This window comes from Pyxidicoccus caerfyrddinensis, assembly GCF_010894405.1.
Taxonomy (GTDB): domain Bacteria; phylum Myxococcota; class Myxococcia; order Myxococcales; family Myxococcaceae; genus Myxococcus; species Myxococcus caerfyrddinensis.
Genome location: NZ_JAAIYA010000006.1, coordinates 92,379 through 115,395, shown reverse-complemented (window position 1 = coordinate 115,395; position 23,017 = coordinate 92,379). Strand labels below are relative to the sequence as shown.

At 70.4% G+C, this 23,017-nt stretch carries 13 protein-coding genes; 7 read left to right on the top strand and 6 right to left on the bottom strand.

Going from position 1 to position 23,017, the window contains the following annotated elements; genetic code table 11:
* The first annotated feature begins 21 nt into the window (after positions 1–21).
* A complete protein-coding gene (locus tag G4D86_RS15865) occupies positions 22–2,874 on the top strand; it encodes a carboxypeptidase regulatory-like domain-containing protein (protein ID WP_240360275.1) in 2,853 nt (950 codons plus the stop codon).
* A 6-nt stretch (positions 2,875–2,880) separates the two neighbouring features.
* On the opposite strand, the gene hrcA is transcribed toward G4D86_RS15865, so the two are convergent.
* Positions 2,881–3,915 carry a heat-inducible transcriptional repressor HrcA gene (hrcA, locus tag G4D86_RS15860; protein WP_163994452.1) on the bottom strand — a complete coding sequence of 345 codons (1,035 nt, stop codon included), beginning with the start codon at positions 3,913–3,915 and terminating at the stop codon, positions 2,881–2,883.
* A gap of 233 nt (positions 3,916–4,148) precedes the next feature.
* Here hrcA and yedA point away from each other — a divergent pair, with 233 nt between their 5' ends.
* Both yedA and G4D86_RS15850 read left to right on the top strand, forming a co-directional pair.
* Complete coding sequence (gene yedA / locus G4D86_RS15855; RefSeq protein WP_163994449.1) at positions 4,149–5,141, top strand: drug/metabolite exporter YedA; 993 nt, start codon at positions 4,149–4,151, stop codon at positions 5,139–5,141.
* A gap of 207 nt (positions 5,142–5,348) precedes the next feature.
* Positions 5,349–6,650 (top strand): Kelch repeat-containing protein, encoded by a 1,302-nt coding sequence (locus G4D86_RS15850; RefSeq protein ID WP_163994446.1) that lies wholly within the window; start codon positions 5,349–5,351, stop codon positions 6,648–6,650.
* 56 nt (positions 6,651–6,706) lie between these two features.
* Here G4D86_RS15850 and G4D86_RS15845 read toward each other — a convergent pair whose 3' ends face one another.
* Complete coding sequence (locus G4D86_RS15845) at positions 6,707–6,994, bottom strand: hypothetical protein (protein WP_163994443.1); 288 nt, start codon at positions 6,992–6,994, stop codon at positions 6,707–6,709.
* A 141-nt stretch (positions 6,995–7,135) separates the two neighbouring features.
* Here G4D86_RS15845 and G4D86_RS15840 point away from each other — a divergent pair, with 141 nt between their 5' ends.
* On the top strand, positions 7,136–7,984 hold the full coding sequence (locus G4D86_RS15840; protein WP_163994440.1) for a hypothetical protein: 849 nt from the start codon (positions 7,136–7,138) through the stop codon (positions 7,982–7,984).
* 9 nt (positions 7,985–7,993) lie between these two features.
* On the opposite strand, the gene G4D86_RS15835 is transcribed toward G4D86_RS15840, so the two are convergent.
* Positions 7,994–10,984 (bottom strand): PAS domain-containing protein, encoded by a 2,991-nt coding sequence (locus tag G4D86_RS15835; protein ID WP_163994439.1) that lies wholly within the window; start codon positions 10,982–10,984, stop codon positions 7,994–7,996.
* A gap of 273 nt (positions 10,985–11,257) precedes the next feature.
* On the opposite strand from G4D86_RS15835, the gene G4D86_RS15830 reads away from it, so the two are divergent.
* The 3 genes from G4D86_RS15830 to G4D86_RS15820 all read left to right on the top strand — a co-directional run bounded on the left by G4D86_RS15830 (position 11,258) and on the right by G4D86_RS15820 (position 12,354).
* Positions 11,258–11,578 (top strand): type II toxin-antitoxin system RelE family toxin, encoded by a 321-nt coding sequence (locus G4D86_RS15830; RefSeq protein ID WP_163994436.1) that lies wholly within the window; start codon positions 11,258–11,260, stop codon positions 11,576–11,578.
* A 213-nt stretch (positions 11,579–11,791) separates the two neighbouring features.
* Entirely contained in the window at positions 11,792–12,064 is a 273-nt protein-coding gene (locus G4D86_RS15825) for a hypothetical protein (RefSeq protein ID WP_163994434.1), read from the top strand.
* A 2-nt stretch (positions 12,065–12,066) separates the two neighbouring features.
* Positions 12,067–12,354: a hypothetical protein gene (locus G4D86_RS15820; protein ID WP_163994431.1), complete on the top strand. Its 288-nt coding sequence runs from the start codon at positions 12,067–12,069 to the stop codon at positions 12,352–12,354.
* A gap of 15 nt (positions 12,355–12,369) precedes the next feature.
* On the opposite strand, the gene G4D86_RS15815 is transcribed toward G4D86_RS15820, so the two are convergent.
* The 3 genes from G4D86_RS15815 to G4D86_RS15805 all read right to left on the bottom strand — a co-directional run bounded on the left by G4D86_RS15815 (position 12,370) and on the right by G4D86_RS15805 (position 22,950).
* Positions 12,370–14,352 carry a hybrid sensor histidine kinase/response regulator gene (locus G4D86_RS15815; RefSeq protein ID WP_163994429.1) on the bottom strand — a complete coding sequence of 661 codons (1,983 nt, stop codon included), beginning with the start codon at positions 14,350–14,352 and terminating at the stop codon, positions 12,370–12,372.
* Positions 14,353–14,449: 97 nt separating this feature from the next.
* Positions 14,450–21,883, bottom strand: a complete 7,434-nt coding sequence (locus G4D86_RS15810) for a HAMP domain-containing protein (RefSeq protein ID WP_163994426.1) — start codon at positions 21,881–21,883, stop codon at positions 14,450–14,452.
* Between the two features lie 200 nt (positions 21,884–22,083).
* Positions 22,084–22,950, bottom strand: coding sequence for a hypothetical protein (locus G4D86_RS15805; protein ID WP_338050608.1), 867 nt, complete (start codon positions 22,948–22,950; stop codon positions 22,084–22,086).
* Positions 22,951–23,017: the final 67 nt, after the last annotated feature.

Genomic DNA, 23,017 nt, shown 5'->3' with positions numbered 1-23,017 from the left:
CGCCGTGGGGAGGCCGAGCCCGTGCGCCAGCGTTCCCGACTTCCCCTCCTCTTCGCCTCCTGCCTCGCCATCGCGGCCGTGCTGCTGCTGTGGTTCCGCATGCCGGCGCCTGGAGGCCATCCGCCCTCGACGCCGGGGGCCCTCGCCATCGCCGCCGCGCCGGGGGCCGCGCCCGAAGTCCCGCCTCGCGAGAGCGCACCGCCCACGCCGCTGCTGGAAGAGGCCGCGGCGCCGGAGGACGGGGCCTTCGTGGTGCGCGTGGTGGACGCCGCCGGCCCGGTGGCGGGTGCGCGCGTGCGGGCCTGGCTGCGCGGGACGGACGACGGCACCGGGACGCCTCCCTGGCGCCGCGCGGGCGAGGGCACCACCGCCGCGGACGGCACGGTGCGGCTGCCCGCGGGCCCGGGGGACTACCTGCTCGCGGCGCACGCGCCTGGCCATGCTCCCGCCCGGCGCACGGCGACGCGGCCCTCGGGTGAGGCGGAGACGGCGGTGGAACTGTCCCTGCCTCCGGGCGTGTCCCTGGAGGGGCGCACGGTGGTGGAGGGCCGCGACGAGCCGGTGCCGCTCGCGGAGGTGACGCTGTGGCCCTACGCCGGCACGGCCGTCGCCTGGGCGGACCCCGCCCACCTGCCGGAGGAGACGGCGGTGGCGCGGAGCGGCGCGGACGGCCGCTTCGCCTTCTCCGACCTGGCGCCGGGCCACTACGCGCTCACCGCGGAGGCCCCGGGCTTCAGCCGCCGCATGCTGCGCCTGCTCGAGGTCCCGCATGCCGGCGCACTGGTAGTTGGACTGTGGGGCGCGGGCACGCTGGAGGGCTTCGTCGTGGACGCGCGCGGCCAGCCCGTCGCGGGCGCGGAGGTGACGGCCGTCGGCGGCGCCGAGCCGGTGCGCACCACCACGGGCGACAGCGGCGGCTTCGCGCTGGAGGTGGACACGGGCACCTGGCGCGTGTCCGCGCGACGGGGCGACGCGGTGGGCCACATCGCCACGCCCCTGTCCGTAGCGCCGGGCGAGACGCTGCGCGGCCTTACGGTGACGCTGGGCGGCGCCAGTGGACTCGAGGGCACCGTGTCGGCGAACGGCGCGCCGGTGCGGGGCGCGGTGCTGGTGGCCTCGCCCCGGGGCAGCGCGGGCGAGCTGGGCCGCGCCACGTCGGCCGTGGATGGGACGTGGCGGATGGACCTGCCGCCGGGCGAGTACGACGTGGCCGCGCGGGCCCCGGGGATGACGGGCCAGGTGGCGGACGCGGTGGTCGTCATCGCGGAGCGCTACACGCCGCTCGACGTGAAGCTGGTGCCCGCGACGGCGGTGGTGGAGGGCACGGTGGTGGACACGGAGGGCAGGCCCGTCCCGGGTGCCCAGGTGGCCGTGGCGCTCCGCCAGCGCGAAGGCAGCGCGCGCACCACGCTGACGGACGCCGCGGGCGCGTACCGGCTGGAGGGACTGGAGGCGGGGCTGTCCTCGGTGAAGGTCCGGCGCGAGCGCTCCTCCCGGTGGACCCTCCGGCTGGAGACGCTCCAGGCCAACGTCACCACGCGCGTGGACTTCACCCTGCCGGAGTCCGGCATCGTCTGGGGCCAGGTGACGCGGCCGTCGGGCGCGCCCCTGGAGGGGAGCATCCTGGTGCACGCGATTCCCAAGGGCAGCCTGGGCGCGGCCACGGTGGAGACGGATGCCCGGGGCCACTACCAGGTGGAGCTGCCCGAAGGCGTGTACCAGTTCTCCACGCAGGCGCGCGCGGAGCCCACCCTCTTCTTCCACGTGGAGAACGACCCGGCGGTGACGGTGACGGCGGGAAGCAACCTGCGGCTGGACCTCACGCTGAGGGAGCACGACGGCCTCTCCGGCACCGTGCTGGAGCCCTCGGGGGCACCCAGCCCGCTCGCGGTGGTGGTCGCCGTCCAGCCCGGGGAGTTCGCCATCAACCTGACAGTGCGTGCGGACGAGTCCGGCCACTTCCAGCTGCTCCCGCGCCCCCAGAATGCCGCGCCCCTGACGCTGGTGGCGCACAACGGCGGACGCGTGGGCCGCCTCACCGGCGTGAAGGAGGACCAGGGCCCCCAGAGCCTGCGCCTCCAGCCCGCGGCCACGCTGCGCGGACGCGTGGTGTCCGCCGGTGGCACGCCGCCGGACGGCTTCGTCCTGGAGCTGCACGAGCCGGATGGCGAGGAGCTGCCGTGGGCCGGCGCGTCCCCCACCGCGCGGCGCTTCCCCGGCGACACCTTCTTCCTGCCGGACGCGCCCGGTCAGCGCCTCCAGCTCTCCGTGCGCGCCGCAGACGGCCGCACGGGCGAGGCCCAGGTGACGTTGACGCCGGGCGGCTCCGCGGAGGTGGAGGTGCCCCTCACCGGCGGCGCGTCCTCCATCTCCGGGCGCGCGGTATGGAGCCGGGGCGGCGGGCCGGCCCCGGGCGTGGCGGTGTTCCTGGACCGGACGGTGACGGCGCAGCCGGACGCGCGCACCGGCGCGGACGGCCGCTTCCGCCTCGACGACGTGCGCCCCGGCGCGCACACCGTGCGGCTCATGCCTCCCGAGGGACGCACGGAGACGCGCACGGTGAAGGTGGTGGAGGCGGAGGCCAGCGAGCTGGGCGACATCACCGTGTCCCCGCGCCGCGCCGCGCCCGGCACCCTGGGCGCGGGCTTCAGTGAAGACAGGGGCCTGGTGACGTTCGCCTGGCTGACGCCGGACGGGCCCGCCGCGCGCGCGGGCGTCTCCGTGGGAGACCGGCTGCTCGCGGTGGACGGGCTGGTGGTGCGCGACAGGACGGAGGCCGAGTCCCGCACCAAGGGCGTGCCCGGCTCTCCGGTGCGCCTCCAGCTGCGGCGCACGGGCGGCGAGCACGAGCTGCTCGTCACCCGCGCGGAGTAGGAAGCGCTACACCTTCTCCAGCACGCGCGAGAGCACCTGCGCGGTGAAGTTCACCAGCGGAATCACGCGCCGGTAGTCCATGCGCGTGGGGCCGATGACGCCCACCGTGCCCAACACCTGCTCCTGGTTTCCGTACGGGCTGGCGATGACGGAGACGTCGCCGGCCGCGGAGAAGTCGCTCTCCGCGCCGATGAAGATCTGCATCTCGTTGGCGCGCTGGACGCGGTCCAGCAGCGACAGCAGCTTGTGCTTCTCGTCCAGCGCCTTGAAGAGCGCGCGCATGCGCTCCACGTCCGCGAACTCCGGCGCCTCCAGGAACGAGCCCGTGCCCTGGATGAGCACCCGCTCCGTGGTGGGCAAATCCGTGGCCGCCGCGCCCAGCTTCAGCGCCTTGGCCGTCAGCGCGTTGTAGAGCGCCTGCTCCTGGTCCATCTCCGTGCGGATGCGCTCGCGCGCCTCCTCCAGCGGGACTTCGCGCAACAGCTCGGACAGGTAGTTGCTCGCCTTGAGCAATTCGTCCGAGGTGATGGGGAACTCGACGGTAATCGCCTTGTTGTGCACCTGGCCGCTCTGCCCCACCAGGATGGCGAGCACCCGGTCCTCGCGCAGGCGGACGAACTCGATGCGGTGGAACACGGACGCGTCGGGGCGCGGCGTGACGACGACCCCGGCGTGCCGCGTGAGAGAGTGGAGGATGCGGCTGGCCTCGCCCAGCACCTCTTCCAGGTTGGCCTCCTGGATGAGGCCCGCGTGGATGAGCTCCCTGTCACGGGGCGTCGGGTCCTTCAGCTTGACGAGCGTGTCGACATAGAACCGGTAGCCCTGGTCCGTGGGTACCCGGCCGGCCGAGGTGTGCGGCTTCTCCAGGAAGCCGAGCTCCTCCAGGTCGGCGAGCACGTTGCGCATGGTGGCCGAGGAGACCTCGAACCCGGGCCGCCGGGTGAGCTGTTGACTGCCCACCGGCCCGCCCGTGGTGATGTACTCCTGCACCACCGCGCGGAGGACTTCCTTCTCTCGTTCTCCCAGCTCTTCGGACGGCATCCCTGCTCACACTCCAGAGCCGGCGGCCCGGCACGATGCCCGCCGCGGCTCCACCGGAAGTTTAAGAAAGCGGGCTCGGCCGTTCAATGCGCGTTCCCCATGTCCGTACGTCCAGGTGGCGGAGACATTCCTGATACCAGGGCAGCAGGAGGGCAGGCAGGCGCCGCTGCGCCCGGGAGCATGCCCCTCCGCACTGTACCCCACTGCGAGCGCGCCGACTGTGGGGTACGGCAATGCGCACATGGCCCCGCTCTGAAGCGGGCGCTACAAGCGGCGGCATCGTGTCCGTCTCTTCGCCCGTACAGCCCCTGGTTTCCGCCCCGTCCACTCCCTCTGTCCTGCCCGTGGGGGACGTTGGCGCTTCGGGGGCCTCCCGGGGCTGGCTCATCACCAGCCTGGTGACGCTGTACCTCATCTGGGGTTCCACCTACCTGGCCATCCGCTTCGGCCTGGAGGGGGGCCTGCCGCCGTTCCTGATGTCGGGCAGCCGCTTCATGCTGGCGGGCAGTGTGCTGTTCGCAGTGCTGTGGTTGCGGGGTGCGCCAGTGCCCACGGCCCGACAGTGGGCGTCCAGCGCGGTGGTGGGCCTGCTGCTGCTGGGCATCGGCAACGGGGGCCTCGTCTTCGCGCAGCAATGGGTGCCGTCGGGCGTGGCGGCGCTGGTGGTGGGCAGCCTGCCCATGTGGACGGCGCTCTTCGGCGGCCTCTTCGGCCAGTGGCCGGGGCGCGCGGAGCGCTGGGGCCTGGCGCTGGGCTTCGGCGGAATCGTGGTGCTCAACCTCGGCGGCAACCTGGGCGGCCACTGGCTGCCCACGGTGGCGATGCTGCTGTCGCCGCTGAGCTGGGCGTTCGGCTCCATCTGGAGCCGCCGCCTGCCGATGCCGCAGGGGCTGATGTCCACCGCGGCGCAGATGCTGTGCGGCGGCGCGATGATGTACTGCTTCGGCCTGGTGACGGGCGAGCACCTGCCGACGACGATGCCGAGCACGCGCGCCCTCTTCGCGTACTTCTACCTCGTCACCTTCGGCTCGCTGGTGGGCTACAGCGCCTACGGCTACCTGCTGCGCAACGCGCGCCCGTCGCTGGCCACCAGCTATGCGTACGTCAACCCGGTGGTGGCGGTGTTCCTCGGCGGCGTGCTCGCGGGCGAGACGATGAAGCCCACGGCCTGGGTGGCCATGGGCGCCATCCTCGGCGCGGTGGTGCTGCTGACGCGCAAGCGCTGACGTTCAGGGGGAGCTGGTGCGGTTGGGGTCCCTGCGCGTCACGTGACGTGACTGGACTACGCTGCGGCCATGCCTCCACGCCTCTCCACCGGTGTCCGGCTCCTGCTCCTGGGCCTCCTGGGGTTCAGCGCCTGCACGAGCGGAAGCCGGCCCCTCCCCGCCAGTTCCCCCGCGCCTGTCGCTCCAAGCGACGCCGGTAGCCTGGCCGTGAGCCCCTCGCCTCCAGCGGAGGCCCCGACCTGGCAGGGGCCGCGGCCGTCCTCCTTCCGCCCCTGTCCCCGCAAGACGGCCGGAGGCTGCGACTACGGCGAGGGCTGTGACTACACGGCGTATGACCTCCTCTGCGTGTCGGGCAGCTGCGACACGCCGCAGACGGGAGACCTGCGCTGCCACCGCATCTGCGACGATGGGGCCTGCGGCCAGGGCGAGAAATGCGTGCGCCGCACCGTGGGCGTCAGCGACACGGGCGAAGCACAGCTCCCGCTCTGCCTGTGTGCCGGCAAGGACTGCCCCGAGCGGGGACCGGGCGGAATCCCCTGGCCCGCCGAGGGCGGCCTCGCGCCGTGGCGGCAAGAGCGCGCCATGCCCGCCGACCTCTACTACCACGCGGCCACCGCCACCCCGGAGCGCCTGCTCGTCTCCGGCGGGCTGCACATCCAGGCGATTTCGGGCTCGGGCGCAAGCCTGGAGGAGAACGCGAAGGTGTTCTCCGCGCCGCTCCTGGCGGAGGGCGGCCTCGGCGAATGGACGAAGAGCGGCACGCTTCCGGTGCCCGTCATCCACCATGGAATGGCCGTGCTCGCGGGACGCCTGTTCATCGCGGGGGGACAGCGGCAGGGTGACTTCACGGCCGAGGTCGTCTCCGCGCCCATCCAGGGGGACGGCACGCTGGGCCCGTGGCGCGAGGAAGCCCCGCTGCCCCAGCCCCGCGCCTGGCACTCGCTCGTGGCCCACGGCAGGGAGCTGTGGGTCATCGCGGGCACACTCGACAAGGCGGACTTCACCCGGGGCACACGCCAGCTCTGGCGCGCGAAGGTCTCCTCGGACTCCGGCGCGCGCGTCTCCCGCTGGGAGGCCCTCGAGGCACCCTTCCCGCCCCACTACGACCAGGGCGTGGCGCTCTCGGGCGGGCGGCTCTACGCCGTGGACGGCCGCGGGCAGCTCTCCTCCGTCGCGCTCGACGCGGGGCGGGACTGGCGCGCGGAGCCCTCACCGCCCTGGAAGGGGAGCGTGGACTTCGGCGCCTCCGGGCATCACCTGGTCCGCCTCGTGGCGCTGCACGACACGCTGCTCCTCCTGATGCCCCGGGGCCTGACGCTCACCGCGAGCCTCCAGCCGGACGGCACCGTGAAGGACTGGCGGCAGGCCTCTCGCCTCCATCACCTCGTGGACGGCTTCGCCACCGCGAGCGACCCCAAAGGCCGCGTCTACGTCCTCGGCGGTACGACGAGCGCCCCCACCATGCAGCGCAACCCGGAGGTCTGGTCCACGACCCGGGTTGCGCCATAGCGGCGCGCGCCAGACTCACGGAGCCCAGGCCCCGTGAGTCACGAAGCACGGCGTCGCTAGCAGCCGCAGATGCGGAGGCGCTGCGTCGTGCAGGCGCCCGTCGCCGAGTCACAACACGTCTTGGTGTAGACCTGGAAGGTGTCGTTCGCGCCCAGCTCGCACTGTCCCACGCGACACTGGCCGTAGGTCTCCGTGCACGTCACGGCGGACTGCGACACCTCACCAGCGGGCAGCGTCGACACGGAGCCCTCCGTGGGGGTCTCCTCCTCCAGCTCCATGGGAGCGCCTCCGCAGCCGACGACAGACAGCGCCACCATGAACAACAACCCTCGCAGGTTCTTCATCGTGTCTCCCTGTTCGCCCGCACCAGTGCGGGTCGCGGAAACATTACGAACCCGCTCTGACACAATTGCAATTCACCATACATTTATCACAGACACCGAATGACTCAGCGGTGGGAGTCACACGGGAAAGAGATGGCCGCATTGCACACCCCAATCACAACCTCGAGCGCACTGCTCATCCTCACCTTCGCGGCCGCCTGCGCCCATGGCCCATCAACGCGGAGCGGCAATGAAGCCCCGGGCCCCGCCACCGGTTGCGCGGCGACGGGAGCGCTGTGCTGGGACTTCGAGGAGGGCGCAGTGCCGGCCGGCTGGACGACGCATCGCGACGAGTTCAGCGGCCAGCTGCTCGTGGACGACACGCGGGCGCACCGGGGCCGGTACGCGCTGCACGCGAAGGCGCTGTCCGGAGGTAGGGAGGGCACGCAGGGCGGGCCCAAGAAGACGCTCCGCTTCGATTTGCCCGCCCACTTCGGGCCGGTGCTCTGGGGCCGGGTCTGGGTGTACACGACGCCCGCGCGCCCCATGTCGCACGCGGGCCTCTTCAGCGCGCGCTATCCCCGGCCGGGCCGCGCGGGCGGAGCCTTCGACACCCTCGACTGGTACGAGGTCGCCACGTACCAGCAGAAGTACATGGCCATCTGGCATCCCCCGGAGCCGCCGGGCTTCCCGGAGTGGGTGCAGGTCTCCGGCACGCCGCTCGTGCTCGACGCCTGGGCCTGCCTGGAGTGGCAGTTCGACGGCGCCAACGGCACCCACGCGGAGGCCGCCACGCCGCGCGTGTGGCTCGACGGCGTCGAGCTCGGCTGGCCCGAGCAGTTCGTCTTCTCCGACCCGCCCACGGCCACGCCGCCGGTGCGCGAGAAGGCCACTGACTTCACCGTGTTGGAGACCGGCGTCGTCCTCTACCAGGGGCTCACGGTGCCCACCGACTGGTGGCTGGACGACCTGGCCATTTCCCGGCAGCGGCTCGGCTGCGGCCCGGACTGAAGCGCGCCTTCAGCCCGGGTGGCCCGCGCGCCGGGGCAGGAGCACGGAGAAGGTGGTCCCCTCCTCCGCGGTGGACTTCACGGTGACGGAGCCCTCGTGCGCGTGGACGATGCGGTCCACGATGTAGAGCCCCAGCCCCAGGCCACGGCTCGTCGCGTGCTCGCGCCCCGTCCCCCGCTTCATCGGCTGGAAGAGGATGGGCAGCACCTCCGGGTGGATGGGCTCTCCCGCGTTGTGCACGCACAGCTCCAGCACGCCGTCCTCCGCCCGCGTCCGCACCTGCACGGGCGCGTCCTCCGCGCCGTAGCGCAGCGCATTGCTCAGGAGGTTGGTAACGACCTGGGCCAGCCGGTCCGTGTCCCACTCGCCCGCGCCGCTGCCTTCCGTGGTGACGTCGATGCGATGCCCCGGGTTGGCGAGCCGCACCTCCTCCACCACCGTGCGCACCAATTCATTGAGGTCCGCCGGCTTGCGGAAGATGGGAATGCCCCCGCCGAGCCGCGCCTGGGTGAAGTCGAGCAGGTCGCGAATCATCCGGTCCGCGCGTCCGCTGGCGTTGCGGATGCGGTCGATGCCTCGCTTCGCGGCCTCGTCCAGGTCCGTGCGGCGCAGCAGCAGCGTGGTGGAGAAGCCAATCGCGTTGAGCGGGTTGCGCAGGTCATGGCTGACGATGCCGATGAGCTTCTCCTCCAGGTCCGCGCGCCGCTGCAGCTCCTCCTCGCGCCGCAGCAGCTGCGCGTCCAGGCGCTTGCGCTCGGTGACGTCCAGCACCGTGCCGATGAAGCGCACCGCCTGGCCCCGTGCATCCAGGAAGGCCTGGCCGTGCGCCGACAGCCAGCGCTCGACGCCGTCCTCCCGGCCCAGGGTGCGGTACTCGAGGTTGAAGACTCCGCCCGCCTCTCCCGCGAGCGCCCGCTGGACGCCCAGCACCGTGGGCTCGCGGTCCTCCGGATGGAGCCCGGAGAGGAACGTCTCCCACGTCACCTCCGCGTCCGCGGACAGGCCGAAGAGCGCCTTGCAGCGCTCGTCCCAGCGCAGCACCCCCGACACCGGGTCCAAATCCCACGTGCCCAGCCGCGCCGCCATCAGCGCCAGCCGCACCCGGTCCTCGCTCTCGCTCAGCGCGGTGTAGAGCTGGACGTTTTCAATGGCCACGCTCGACAGCTGCGCCAGCTGCATGAGGATGGCCTCGTCCTCCTCGGTGAACTCGCCCTCGTACTTGTCGGAGAGCTGGACGAGCCCCAGGCGGGTGCCGTCGCGGGCGATGAGCGGCGCGGCCAGCCACCCGCGCATCGGCGGGCGGCCGCCAGCCCGCGGGCCCGCGCTCTTCCAGTACGGGTGCGTATCCAGCTGGGCCTGCGTCAGGCGCACCGGCCGGAGCGTCCGCGCCACGTACGTGTAGAGGCCACCCTCATCCAGCGGTGCCGGGCCCGCACGCCACGCGGCGTACTTGTCGGAGAGCGAGACGGCCTGCATGGACGCGCCCGCGCGCCCCTTCACCGTCATGGACGTCACCGCCTGGTGCGCGCCGATGATTTCCCGGGCCCGCTCGGTGATGACCCGCAGCAGCGCGTCCAGCGAGGCCGTGCCGCTGATGGTCACCGACGCGGCCGCCAGCCCGCGCAGCTGCTCGGCGCGCTGGCTCTCGCGCTTGAGCAGCCGCGAGCGCGCCTCCTCCGCCTGCTTGCGCACGCTGATGTCCTGCATCGCGCCCACCATGCGCACCGCCCGGCCCGAAGCGTCCCGGGCGATGACGCCATGGTCGGTGACGTGCACGTAGTGGCCGTCCCGGTGGAGGAAGCGGTACTCACTGCGCCAGCGCGCCAGGCCTCCTTCGACGGCCCGGTGCAGGTCCCTCACCACGCGCTCGCGCTCGTCGGGGTGGATGCGCGACGTCCACCAGTCGATGTGGGGCGACACCTCGTGCGCGAGGAAGCCGAGCAGCATCTCCACGCCCTCATTCCAGAAGAGGGTGTTGGTGGAGAGGTCCCAGTCCCAGATGGCGTCGGTGATGGCGCGGGTGGCCAGCCGGTAGCGCTCCTCGGAGGTGCCCAGGCGCGCGTGCGCGTCGCGGAGCTGCCCGAAGAGGAGGGCCCGGTCCAGGATGCCGGAGAGGTACTCCACCAGCGTCTCCAGGTAGCGCTTGGCCTGCGGCTGGAAGGGCCGGGCACGGGCGACGCCGACGTAGATGACGCCCATCAGCTCGCCGTGCGGCCACAGCCGCAGCCCCATCAGCGTGGACAGCCCGCCGCCGCACAGCCCCTCGCGCAGAGCGGCGGGGGACTCGGACGTGCCCGCCAGCACGAGCGGCTCCTCGGAGCGCACCACCCGGGCGAGGAAGGTGTCCCCGTCGAGAGGCACCACCCGCTCCGGGCCGGTGAGCCCCTCGCACCGGCCAGTGGAGGCGACGTGCCGCAGCGTCCCCGGCGCGCCGACGAGGAACAGCTCCGCCCCGTCCGCCTCCAGCGCCTCCTGGATGAGCCGCACCATGGGCATCACGTGGGGACTCACCGACTCGTCGCGCCCCAGCGCCTTGGGTGCCAGCGCCTCCAGCCGCCGCAGGGTGCGCTTCTCGCGCTGCCGGTCCTCCACGGAGTAGCCGGTGAAGACGGCCACCGTGGAGTCCATGGCGGCGTCCAGCTCCGTGAAGAGCAGCTGCGAGTCCTCTGGCGAGGGCTGCGCCTCCAGCGGGAGCTCCTCCCAGAGCCCGGCGATGAGCCGGCCCATGAGGACGTACTCGCTCGTCACCTCGTCCTGGTTGTAGCCCAGCCGCAGGCGCCCGTTGATGTGCGTGTCCTCCAGCCGCTGCTTCGTCCGCGCCGCGTCCCCGCGGTGTCCCTGGCGGGAGATGGCGGAGAGCGTGGAGAGGTACTCGGGAAACGTGTTGATGACCTCGGCGGGCCTCAGGTCCCTGGCGCTCTCCAGTTTGCTGGCTTCCTCCAGGAAGCGCCGCACGAGCAGCTCTCGGTGGTGGTCGATGAGGTCGGCGATGCTCGGCATACGGAAGCGGATGGCCCTGCGCCTGGCAGGGGATGATTGGGCCGGCGCCGCGCGGCGGGAGCGGCGAAGCACCCCAAAATCTTCCGCCTGTCCGCGAGGCAACAGCCTCACGGGGCCGAACCGCGCTCCGGAGACACGCGAATCGCAAAAGTTACAGACTCCCTCGCGAGCGGCTCCGGAATTCCTACAGGCCCTGGCCACCGGGCACGCGCCAAACGTCTGATTCCTGGCACCTTCACGGTGGTGCGGAGGTTGCTTAGGGGGTGGGTGCGCATGGAATCCCCCACACCCCACTCACTCTCCTCCTCGTACGCAGTCGAGGTCGCGCCGTCCGCATGGCGTCAGCTCGGCCACCTCTCCCATCAAGACTATGGCGTCCTCCAGCAACGGCTGACGGCGCTGGCGACGCTCGCCTCCGAAGGGCGGCTGCCGGATCCACGCGTCATCGCGGAGGCCGGGGTGGACACGGCGCTGTCGCTCATCGTGGGGGACTTCGTCCTCCTCTACCAGGTGGACTCCGCGCGGGCCGCCATCCGGCTGACGGAAGTCACGCTCCGGCTGACCACCATTCCGCCCCCGTCAGGCCCCCGGTAGCGCGGGCCCCGCGACCCGGCCAGAAGCCGGCCGGAATCGCCCCGCCACCGGGTGGGCGGATGTTCCCACCCGGACCCGGCGGATGTTGCCACTCCCCCTCTGAAGTCACCTGATGACAGCCGTCGCCCGGAAACCGACTTCCCTCAGTGGCCGGGGAGTCGGGGACCGGGTCCCCCTGATGGCAGCCCGCGTCCCCGCAGCCCGACCCGCACCATGCACCGCACCCTTCCCAGAGCCACCAGCCCCTACCGCGTCGTCTTCACGCCTCAGACGTGGAAGGAAATCGGGCTGATGCCCACCGCGCTCTTCGACGCGTTCCAGCACGCCGTGGATGACCTGGCCGCGAAGTACGGAAGGTTGAACGTCGCCGAGCAGCCTGCCCGGCAGCACCTCACCGTGGCCACGCTGGTGGTGACCTACGAGCGGGACGACTCGATGCGGACGCTCACCCTGGTGGACATCCGCCGCCCTCCCGAGTCCAGGTGAGCATGGGACGGCAGAAGGGCGGAGCGTGGCGGGTCGCCACGGCGTGGGAGGCGCGTGCCGCGTGGCTGGCGCTGGCCCCGGTGGACCGCGCGGTGCTGGACTCGCTCCTCGCGGGAGTCGCCGCGACGGTGGGCCTGCGCCAGTGGGTCAGCGACGAGGAGGCGGCGGAGGAGTTCGAGCTGCGCGGCTCCGGCCACGTGGTGACGTACCGGCTGGAGCCCTCCACGCGGGTGCTGTGGGTGACGGGCGTGAGCCCGCTGCGCCCCGGGGGCCCGCCCCGGGTGCAGTAGCGCGTTTTCCGCCCCTCAGCTCGCGGTGCGGGTGCTGGACGCCTGATGCACGGTGGCCAGCTGCGGCTCCGTCTCGCGCGGCAGCCACACGTGGAAGGTGGAGCCCTCGCCGGGCTGGCCCGCGGACTCCACCCAGATGCGGCCGCCGTGCTGCTCGACGATGCCCTGGCTGATGGTGAGCCCCAGCCCCAGCCCGCCGTACTTGCTGCCGTGCGCGCGGCCGAAGCGCTCGAAGATGAGCGACTGCTTCTCCTTGGGGATGCCCACGCCGCGGTCCTTCACGGCCAGGTGCACGCCCTCGTCGCCCTCGCCGTTGAGCCGCACCAGCACCGGCCCGCCCTCGGGGGAGTAGCGAATGGCGTTGGACAGGAGGTTGGTGAGCACCTGGTCCAGGCGCCCGCGGTCCCACGTGCCCTCCAGGTGCTCCGGCGTCTCCACGTGCAGCTCGTGGCCCTGGGACAGCACCGCCATGCGGTCTCTCGTCTCGCGCACGAGGTCGCTCATGTCGAACCGCTCCAGCTCCAGCGACAGGCGGCCCGCCTGCAGCCGGCTGATGTCGAGCAGGTCCTCCACCAGCTTGGCCATCCGGTCTATCTGCCGGTTGATGATTTTGAGCGACTTGCCCGGGCCGGCCTCCGTCTCGTTGCCCAGCTTGAGCAGCGCCAGGTGCGCGTGGCCCTTGGCCGCCGCCAGCGGGGTGCGCAGCTCGTGGCTGGCCGCGGCGAGGAAGGCGTCCTTGGCCTCGCTGGCCAGCCGCAGCGCCGTCTCCGCGCGCTGCCGCTCGGTGATGTCGCGCGCCACGGAGATGAAGCGGCCCGGTCCCTCGTCGGCGCCCACGTACTGGAGCACCACCTCCACCGGCACCTCGCTGCCGTCGCGGCGGCGGTGGGTGGTGGAGTACGTCTGGCTCGGCAGCGTGCCGCTGAGCAGCGGGGCCAGCAGCTTGCGGAAGCCCGCCTCGTCGAAGGCGCCCTCCACCTCCAGCACGCACAGCCCCACCAGTTCGTCCACGGAGCCAACGAGCTGCTTGGCCGCGCCCGCGTTGGCATAGGTGAGCGTCAGCGAGTCCGGGGAGAACATCAGGACGCAGTCCAGCGTGGCGTCCAGCGTCGTCTTGAAGCGCCCCAGCGCCTCTTCCGCCCGGCGCTTGTCGTCGATGTCCGTGGCGATGGCAATCCAGCCCACCAATTGGCCCGTCTCGTCGCGCTCGGGTACCGCGCGCGCCAGGTGCCAGCGGTAGACGCCGTCGAAGCGGCGCAGCCGGAACTCGCGCTCCACGCGCTGGCCCAGGCGGATGGCCTGCTCCCACACGTTGCGCATGTCCTCGCGGTCCGTGGGGTGGACGAAGTCCAGGAAGGTGGACAGCGACAGCGGCTCGTCCTCCCCGATGCCGGTGTAGTCGCGCCCGGCGCGGTTGGCGTAGGTGAACGAGCCGTCCGGCCGCGCGGCCCACATCACCTCGGGCAGCGACTCGGTGAGCCGCCGGTAGCGCAACTCGCTCTGCCGCTCCAGGGCCTCGCGCTCGCGCTGGCGCAGCTGCGCCGCCTGCCGCTGAATCTGCTGCTCCTTGAGGAACAGGTCGACGAAGACGCTGACCTTGGAGCGGAGGATTTCAGGGTCGAACGGCTTGAGCAGGTAGTCCACCGCGCCGTGCGCGTAGCCCTTGAAGACATGGGCCGCGTCGCGGCTGAGCGCGGTGAGGAAGATGATGGGAATGGTGCGCGTGCGCTCGCGCTGCTTGATGATGGTCGCCGTCTGGAAGCCGTCCAGCCCCGGCATCTGCACGTCCATCAGGATGACGGCGAAGTCGCGCTTGAGCAGGTACTTGAGCGCTTCCTCACCGCTGGTGGCCTTCACCAGCTCCTGCCCCAGCGGATCGAGGATGGCCTCCAGCGCGAGCAGGTTGGACGGGTGGTCGTCCACCATCAGGATGCTCGCCCGTGGGCGTGCGGCGCCGTCCTGGGTGCGTTCGGCCGGGATGTGTTCGCTAGGCGTCATGGAGATGGGATGAAGGGATGGGGCACAGGCTAGGCGCAGCCTCCGTCGGGCCCAAGCCCGACGGAGACGAGCCGTGTGCTAGCCATCACTCAGGCTGTCAGGCGCTCACCCACAGACGGATGAGCTCCAGAAGCTTGTCGGTGTCCACCGGCTTGGGCAGGTAGTCGCTCGCCCCGGCGGCCATGCACTTCTCGCGGTCGTCCTTCAGCGCCTTGGCCGTGACGGCGATGATGGGGAGGCTGGCGTACTTGAGGTCCTTGCGAATCGCACGCATGGTCTCATAGCCGTCCATCTCCGGCATCATCACGTCCATGAGGACGATGTCGACGTCGCGGTGCTGCTCCAGCATCTCGATGGCGGCGCGCCCGTTCTCCGCGAAGACCACCTGCATGCCGTGGTTCTCCAGCACGCTGGTGAGGGCGAAGATGTTGCGCATGTCGTCGTCGACGACGAGCACCTTCCGGGCGGTGAGCTCCGAGTCCTTCTCGTTGCGCTGGGACAGGGCGGCCCGCGCGCGGGGCGGCAGGTTCTGGTCCAGGCGGTGGAGGAAGAGCGCCGTGTCGCTGAGCAAAAGCTCCGGGCTCTTGGAGCCGCTCTTGAGGATGACGCTGCCGGTGTAGCGGCGCAGCCGGGCCTCGTCCTTGGGCGTCAGCTCCTTGCCCGTGTAGACGACGATGGGCAAATCGCGGAAGCGCTGCTGCGTCTTCACCTCTTCCACCAGCTTGGTGCCGTCCGTGTCGGGCAGGAGCAGGTCGATGACGAGGCAGTCGTACTCGTGCTCCTCCAGCTTCTGGAGGACCTCTTCACCGGTGGCCACGGCGGTGACGGCCACGTCGCCGCCCTCGCTGAGCAGCTTCACGAGGCTGTCGCGCTGGACGTCGTCGTCCTCCACCAGCAGCAGCCTGCGCTCCTTGCGCTCCAGGAAGCTGGAGAGCTGGTTGAAGACGCGCTCCAGGCCCTCCTTGCTGACGGGCTTGGTGAGGTAGCCGAAGGCGCCCTGCGCGTTGCCCTGGTGCTTGTCCATGACGCTGATGACGTGCACCGGGATGTGCCGCGTGCGCGGGTTGCGCTTGAGGCGGTCCAGCACGCTCCAGCCGTCCACCACGGGCAGCTGGATGTCCAACGTAATCGCGTGCGGCTGGTACTCGTTGGCCATGGACAGGCCGGTATCACCGCGGGTGGCGACCAGCGCCTTGAAGCCCTTCTCCCGCGCCATCTGCACCATGATGCGGGCGAACTTCACGTCGTCTTCGATGACGAGGAGGACGCGGTCCCCCTCGCGGATGTGCTCGCGGTCATCCTCCACCGCGACGGGCGCGAGCGAGGACTCCACCTGCGGCGGCAGGGCCGCGTCCAGCACGTGGCTGCTCTCCGCCGCGGTCGGTGTCACGGGGGCCAGGGACAGGGCCGGAGCCGGCGACACGGTGACCGAGGACAGGGGCTCGAGCGCCGCGGGCACGCGGGGGATGCCGTCACCGGAACCGGACAGCGGCGGCAGGCCGTCATCCTCCGGACCGACGTACTCGGGCGGCAGGTACAGCGTGAAGGTGCTGCCCTTCTTCGGCTCGCTCTGCACGTGGATTTCGCCGCCCAGCAGCTTGGCGATTTCGCGACTGATGGACAGGCCCAGGCCGGTGCCGCCGTACTTGCGCGCGGTGGAGCCGTCCGCCTGCTGGAACGCCTCGAAGATGAGGCGCTGCTTGTCCTTGGCGATGCCGATGCCGGTGTCCGTCACCGAGAAGGCCAGGACGTGCCGCGAGCGCCTGAGCACCTCGTGGTCGAACCGCACCGTCTTCTCGGCCAGCGACACCTTCATCCGGACGCTGCCCTCGTCGGTGAACTTGAAGGCGTTGGACAGCAGGTTCTTCAGCACCTGCTGCAGGCGCTGCGGGTCCGTGCGGATGTGCCGCGGCGAGCCCGGTGCCACCTCCACCGTGAAGGCCAGCCCCTTCTGCTCCGCCACCGGGCGGAAGCCGCGGTCGATGAACTGGTTGAGCTCCGACAGGACGATGTCCCGCGGCTCCACCTGCATCTTCCCGGCCTCCACCTTGGAGAGGTCCAGAATCTCGTTGATGAGGCTGAGCAGGTCTCCGCCGGACGCGTAGATGGTGTTGGCGTACTCGACCTGCTTGTTGCTGAGGTTGCCGTCCTTGTTGTCCGCCAGGAGCTTGGCGAGGATGAGCAGCGAGTTGAGCGGCGTGCGCAGCTCGTGGCTCATGTTGGCCAGGAACTCGCTCTTGTACTTGGAGATGACGGTGAGCTGCTCCGCCTTCTCCTCGAGGCTGACGCGGGCGCGCTCCACCTCGTTGTTCTTCTCCTCGACGCGCCGGTTCTGCTCCTCGAGCAGCTTCGCCTTCTCCTCCAGCTCGATGTTGGTGCGCTTGAGCTGGTCCTGCTGCTGCGTGAGCTCCTTGGACTGGCTCTGCAGCTCCTGCGTCAGGCCCTGCGACTGGAGCAGCAGCTGCTCCGTGCGCATGTTGGCGATGATCATGTTCAGGACCACGCCGATGCTCTCGGTGAGCTGGTCCAGGAAGATCTGGTGGATGGCGCTGAACGGGTGGAACGACGCCAGCTCGATGACCGCCTTGACCTCGCCCTCGAAGAGGACGGGCAGGACGATGATGTTGAGCGGCGCGGACTCACCCAGGCCCGAGGAGATGGTGATGTAGTCCGAGGGCACCTTGGTGAGCAGGATGGTCTTCCGCTCCAGGGCGGCCTGACCGACGAGCCCCTCGCCCAGGCGGAACCGGTTGGCGATGTGCTTGCGCTCCCGGTACGCGTAGGTGCTGGTGAGCTTGAGCAGCGGCGTGCCGGACTCGCCGTCCACGAGGAAGAAGGCGCCGTGGTGGGCGGAGACCAGCGGCGTCAGCTCGCTCATGATGAGGCGGCTGACGGCGTCCAGGCTCTTCTGGCCCTGCATCATGCCGGAGAACTTCGCCAGGTTCGTCTTGAGCCAGTCCTGCTCCTGGTTCTTCTGCGTGGTCTCACGCAGGTTGACGATCATCTGGTTGATGTTGTCCTTCAGCGCGGCGACTTCGCCTTCCGCGACGACGGTGATGCTGCGAGTCAAATCGCCCTTCGTCACCGCGGTGGCGACGTCGGAGATGGCGCGCAGCTGGCTGGTGAGAGTACCGGCGAGCTGGTTCACGTTGTCGGTCAGCTGCCGCCACGTGCCGCGCGCACCGGGCACGCGGGCCTGGCCGCCCAGCTTTCCTTCGATACCCACCTCGCGGGCCACCGTGGACACCTGCTCGGCGAAGGTGCCCAGCGTGTCCGTCATGTTGTTGATGGTGTCCGCGAGCGCGGCCACCTCGCCCTTCGCGTCGACGATGAGCTTCTGGGTCAGGTCGCCATTCGCAACCGCCGTCACCACGCGCACGATGCCGCGCACCTGGGTGGTGAGGTTGGACGCCATGAAGTTCACGTTGTCGGTGAGGTCCTTCCACGTGCCGGCCACACCGGGCACGCGGGCCTGACCGCCGAGCTTCCCTTCGACACCCACCTCGCGGGCCACCGTGGACACCTGCTCGGCGAAGGTGCCGAGCGTGTCCGTCATGTTGTTGATGGTCTCCGCGAGCGCGGCCACCTCGCCCTTCGCTTCCACGACGAGCTTCTGCTTCAGGTCGCCGTTGGCGACGGCCGTCACGACCTTGACGATGCCGCGCACCTGCGTGGTGAGGTTGCGGGCCATGAAGTTCACGTTGTCCGTCAGGTCCTTCCAGACGCCGGACACGCCGCGCACTTCCGCCTGACCACCCAGCTTGCCTTCCGTACCGACTTCACGAGCGACGCGCGTCACTTCGGAAGCGAAGCTGTTGAGCTGGTCCACCATGATGTTGATGGTGTCCTTCAGCTCCAGGATTTCGCCCTTCGCATCGACCGTGATCTTCTTGGACAGGTCACCGTTGGCAACCGCCGTCGTCACCAGCGCGATGTTTCGCACCTGCGCGGTGAGGTTGGAGGCCATGCTGTTCACGTTGTCCGTGAGGTCCTTCCACGTGCCGGCGACTCCGGGCACCGCGGCCTGACCACCCAGCTTGCCGTCCGTACCCACTTCCTTGGCGACGCGAGTCACTTCGGCGGCGAAGGCGCGGAGCTGGTCCACCATCGTGTTGATGGTGCTCTTCAGCTCGAGGATTTCGCCGCGCGCCTCGACGGAGATCTTCTGCGACAGGTCGCCATTCGCGACGGCCGTCGTGACCTTCGCGATGTTTCGCACCTGGTCGGTGAGGTTGCCGGCGAGGACGTTCACGTTGTCCGTGAGGTCCTTCCACACGCCCGCGACTCCGGGCACCGCGGCCTGACCGCCCAGCTTGCCTTCCGTGCCGACTTCCTTGGCGACGCGAGTCACCTCGGAGGCGAACGCGCGGAGCTGGTCCACCATCGTGTTGATGGTGTTCTTCAGCTCGAGCACCTCGCCCTTCACGGACACGGTGATCTTCTGCGACAGGTCGCCGTTGGCGACGGCTGTCGTGACCTTGGCGATGTTTCGCACCTGGTCGGTGAGGTTGCCGGCGAGGACGTTCACGTTGTCCGTGAGGTCCTTCCAGACGCCGGACACGCCCTTCACGTCGGCCTGGCCGCCCAGCTTGCCTTCCGTACCGACTTCCTTGGCGACGCGAGTCACTTCGGCGGCGAACGCGCGGAGCTGGTCCACCATCGTGTTGATGGTGCTCTTCAGCTCCAGCACCTCGCCCTTCGCATCGACGGTGATCTTCTTGGAGAGGTCACCATTCGCGACGGCGGTGGTGACTTCCGCGATGTTTCGCACCTGCGCGGTGAGGTTGTTCGCGAGCAGGTTCACGTTGTTCGTGAGGTCCTTCCACGTGCCCGCGACGCCCGGCACCTCCGCCTGGGCGCCCAGCTTGCCTTCCACGCCCACCGTGCGGGCGACGTCCGTCACCTGCTGGGCGAAGATGGACAGCGTCTGCGTCATCGCGTTGATGGTGTCCGCGAGGGCGGCAATCTCGCCCTTCGCTTCCATCGTCAGCTTCTGGCTCAGGTCGCCGTTGGCAACGGCCGTCACCACGCGCACGATGCCGCGCACCTGGCTGGTGAGGTTGGACGCCATGAAGTTCACGTTGTCCGTCAGGTCCTTCCAGACGCCGGACACGCCCTTCACGTCGGCCTGACCGCCGAGCTTCCCTTCCGTACCGACTTCCTTCGCGACGCGCGTCACTTCGGAAGCGAACGCGCGGAGCTGGTCCACCATCGTGTTGATGGTGCTCTTCAGTTCCAGCACCTCGCCCTTCGCGTCGACCGTGATCTTGCGCGACAGGTCACCCTTCGCGACGGCCGTCGTCACCTCGGCGATGTTACGAACCTGGTCGGTGAGGTTGTTCGCGAGGAGGTTCACGTTGTTCGTGAGGTCCTTCCACGTGCCGGCCACTCCGGGCACCACCGCCTGGGCGCCCAGCTTCCCTTCCACGCCCACCGTGCGGGCGACGTCCGTCACCTGCTGGGCGAAGATGGACAGCGTCTGCGTCATCGCGTTGATGGTGTCGGCCAGCTCGGCCACCTCGCCCTTGGCCTCCATCTTCAGGCGCTGGGTGAGGTCACCGTTCGCGACGGCCGTCACCACCTTGGCGATGCCACGCACCTGGGTGGTGAGGTTGACGGCCATCACGTTCACGTTGTCCGTGAGGTCCTTCCACGTGCCGGACACGCCGCGCACTTCCGCCTGACCACCCAGCTTGCCGTGCGTACCGACTTCACGAGCGACGCGCGTCACTTCCGAGGCGAACGAGTTCAGCTGGTCCACCATCGTGTTGATGGTGTTCTTCAGCTCCAGAATCTCGCCGCGAGCGTCGACGGTGATCTTCTTGGACAGGTCACCATTGGCCACCGAGGTCGTCACCAGCGCGATGTTTCGCACCTGCGTGGTGAGGTTGGAGGCCATGTAGTTCACGTTGTCCGTGAGGTCCTTCCAGACGCCGGCAACGCCCTTCACGTCGGCCTGGCCACCGAGCTTTCCGTCGGTGCCCACCTCGCGGGCCACGCGCGTCACTTCGGAGGCGAAGGCGCGGAGCTGGTCCACCATCGTGTTGATGGTGTCCTTCAGCTCCATCACCTCGCCCTTCACGTCCACGGTGATCTTCTTGGACAGGTCGCCCTTCGCGACGGCCGTCGTGACCTCGGCGATGTTGCGGACCTGGGCCGTGAGGTTGTTGGCCATCAGGTTCACGTTGTCGGTGAGGTCCTTCCACGTGCCGGCGGCGCCGGGCACCTGGGCCTGGGCGCCCAGCTTGCCCTCGACACCCACCGTGCGGGCGACGCTGGTCACCTGCTGCGCGAACACGTTGAGCGTGTCCGTCATGTTGTTGAGCGTCGCGCCCAGCGCGGCAATCTCACCCTGCGACGGCACCATCAGCTTCTGGGTGAGGTCACCGTTCGCGACGGCCGTCACCACCTTGACGATGCCGCGCACCTGGGTGGTGAGGTTGGACGCCATGAAGTTCACGTTGTCCGTGAGGTCCTTCCACGTGCCGGACACACCGGGCACCGCGGCCTGACCACCCAGCTTCCCCTCGGTGCCCACCTCGCGGGCCACGCGGGTCACTTCCGAGGCGAAGCCGTTGAGCTGGTCCACCATCGTGTTGATGGTGCTCTTCAGCTCGAAGACCTCTCCGCGCGCGTCGACCGTGATCTTCTTGGACAGGTCGCCGTTGGCGACGGCCGTCGACACCTCGGCGATGTTTCGCACCTGGGCCGTGAGGTTGTTGGCCATCAGGTTCACGTTGTCCGTGAGGTCCTTCCACACGCCGGACACGCCCTTCACGTCGGCCTGGCCACCCAGCTTGCCGTCGCTGCCCACTTCCTTCGCGACGCGCGTCACTTCGGCGGCGAACGAGTTGAGCTGGTCCACCATCGCGTTCACGGTGGTGCCGATGCGGAGGAACTCGCCCTTCACCGGCTGGCCGTCGATTTCGAGGGCCATCTTCTGGGTGAGGTCGCCTTCGGCCACCGCCACCAGCACGCGCGCGACTTCCGTGGTCGGCTGCACCAGGTCGCCGATGAGCGCGTTGATGGAGTTGATGCTCGTGGCCCAGTCGCCCCGGACGTCGCCGAGCGAGACGCGCTCACCCATGCGGCCCTCGCGGCCGACGACGCGCTCCACGCGGACCATCTCCTGCGTCATCGCGGAGTTGAGCGTCACCACCGCGTTGAAGGCGCGAGCAATCTCGTCCATCACCGCGTCAACGCCGCCGCCGGGCAGGCGCACGGAGAAGTCACCGGACTGCACCGACCTGAGCGCGGCGAGCAGCGGCTGCATGGGGTGGCCATTGCGCGTGCGCGCTCCCGTGCCAGGCGTGCGGGCGCCGCCGCCACGGCCAATGACAGGCTCCTCGGCCTTCGGCTCGGCGGCGCGGGTGCGCGCACGCTCGGCCCGCAGCCGGTTGGCCGCGACATTCTCTCGCTCGGAGCCGGCGCTGGAGGGGGCCTCGGATTGGGAAGACCCATTGTTGGGAGACTTCCGCGAGGCGCGCTTGCGGCCGTTGGCGTTGGGATTGGGGAGCTTGGTGTCGTCCACGCTGTAAAACCTCTGATCGGGATGAACGCTGCAGCAGTGCTCTGAGCGGCGCCCGACGGGGGCGAATCTCCAGGGAGTTCGCGGGCTTGTCGATTCCAAGCCGGGCCCGAGGGCGCCTGTCCGTCCGGTAGTGAACCCTGACGGCTCACACGCTCGGACACCCCGTGAAACATGGGGTGCCAGAACCCTCTACCAACATCTCAGGGGGCCGGAGCCGTGCATGGAAAACCGTCACAACCCTCGACATAGAGGGCCCGGCCGAGGAGCCGGCGGGCAGGCACCGAGGGGGTGCCTGGCGCCGCGGCATGTGTCCCGGTGCGCAGGTCCAACGTGAAGGCCGGAATCCCCTCTGGCGCGCAGCCGATCAGCAGCCGGTCCGGCGCATCCAGCCACCACAGGCCCGACACGGGGCACGGGGGCTCGGCGGGAAGGGGGGCGAGCGTGCGGGCGTCGAAGACGCGGAGGACTCCGTGGTCGAGCACTGCGGCCAGGGTGCCGGAGGCTCCCACGGAGAGCCGGGCTCCGGCACCGGGGACGGTCGCCTGCCCGAGCACACTCCCCTCGGACGAGACGGAGACGAGCTGCCCGGCCTCATCCAGGGCGAGCACCCCGCCCGCATGGCCGGAGAGTGAAACGGGCGCGAAGTCGCCTACCGGACGAAGGGCGCCACGCTCCTCGCGCAGCAGGCGGCCTCCGGCGGAGACCCAGAGCCGGTTGTCTCCGGCGAAGGTGGCGGCGAGCGCGCCCGCCACGTCCATCCGCGTGGGGACTCCGTCAGGGCCGCAGACCGCCACGGCGCGGGGGCCGTAGACGGCGGCGCGCGAGGCATCCGGAGACACGGCCCAGCCGAGCCTTGGCGCGGGCAGCGCGCGGGAGAGACAGTCGTTGAGCGCGCCGAAGTGCGGGTCCGTGGTGGGCGAGGAGATGAGGTAGGGCAGGCTGGTGGTGGCGGTGTAGATGAGCAGCCCGAGCGTGGCGGCGATGGCGATGGTGAGCGGCCAGGGACGGGCGCTGAGCAGGCGCACGGCCCTCGCGGAGGCGCGGCCTCCCTTCCTGCTCCCGGTCACCGGCCCCTCCCGTCCCGTCACGGCGGCTCCTGTGTCGCGTCCACTCGCGCGCCCATGCAGGACAGCA

What these genes read in the sequence shown, in the direction of transcription:
- hrcA (WP_163994452.1), bottom strand. Translation starts at nt 3,915, where the DNA reads ATGCCGTCCGAAGAGCTGGGAGAACGAGAGAAGGAAGTCCTCCGCGCG.
- yedA (WP_163994449.1), top strand. Translation starts at nt 4,149, where the DNA reads ATGCGCACATGGCCCCGCTCTGAAGCGGGCGCTACAAGCGGCGGCATC.
- G4D86_RS15845 (WP_163994443.1), bottom strand. Translation starts at nt 6,994, where the DNA reads ATGAAGAACCTGCGAGGGTTGTTGTTCATGGTGGCGCTGTCTGTCGTC.
- G4D86_RS15835 (WP_163994439.1), bottom strand. Translation starts at nt 10,984, where the DNA reads ATGCCGAGCATCGCCGACCTCATCGACCACCACCGAGAGCTGCTCGTG.
- G4D86_RS15830 (WP_163994436.1), top strand. Translation starts at nt 11,258, where the DNA reads ATGGAATCCCCCACACCCCACTCACTCTCCTCCTCGTACGCAGTCGAG.
- G4D86_RS15825 (WP_163994434.1), top strand. Translation starts at nt 11,792, where the DNA reads ATGCACCGCACCCTTCCCAGAGCCACCAGCCCCTACCGCGTCGTCTTC.
- G4D86_RS15820 (WP_163994431.1), top strand. Translation starts at nt 12,067, where the DNA reads ATGGGACGGCAGAAGGGCGGAGCGTGGCGGGTCGCCACGGCGTGGGAG.
- G4D86_RS15815 (WP_163994429.1), bottom strand. Translation starts at nt 14,352, where the DNA reads ATGACGCCTAGCGAACACATCCCGGCCGAACGCACCCAGGACGGCGCC.